The organism is Mesorhizobium sp. CNPSo 4688 (assembly GCF_057784295.1).
Genome location: NZ_JBWLUY010000099.1, coordinates 1 through 529, shown reverse-complemented (window position 1 = coordinate 529; position 529 = coordinate 1). Strand labels below are relative to the sequence as shown.

Genomic DNA, 529 nt, shown 5'->3' with positions numbered 1-529 from the left:
CCCGTCAGGTCGGCGTGCCGTCGATCGTTGTGTTCCTGAACAAGGTCGACCAGGTCGACGACGCCGAGCTGCTGGAACTGGTCGAGCTCGAGGTTCGCGAGCTTCTGTCGAAGAACGAGTTCCCCGGCGACGACATTCCGATCGTCAAGGGCTCGGCGCTGGCTGCTCTGGAAGATTCGAACAAGACCATCGGTGAAGACGCGATCCGCGAACTGATGGCTCAGGTCGACGCCTACATCCCGACGCCGGTTCGTCCGCTGGACAAGCCGTTCCTGATGCCGATCGAAGACGTGTTCTCGATCTCGGGCCGTGGCACGGTCGTGACCGGCCGCGTCGAGCGTGGCGTGGTCAAGGTCGGCGAGGAACTGGAAATCATCGGCATCCGTCCGACGACTAAGACGACCTGCACGGGCGTTGAAATGTTCCGCAAGCTGCTCGATCAGGGCCAGGCTGGCGACAACATCGGCGCGCTGCTGCGCGGCGTTGATCGTGAAGGTGTCGAGCGCGGCCAGGTTCTGGCCAAGCCGGG

The 529-nt window shown here is 63.5% G+C and carries 1 protein-coding gene; it reads left to right on the top strand.

From position 1 onward, the window contains the following. A partial coding sequence (locus tag AC04SH_RS34960; protein WP_488578087.1) for an EF-Tu/IF-2/RF-3 family GTPase occupies positions 1 to 529 on the top strand: 529 nt, incomplete at both ends.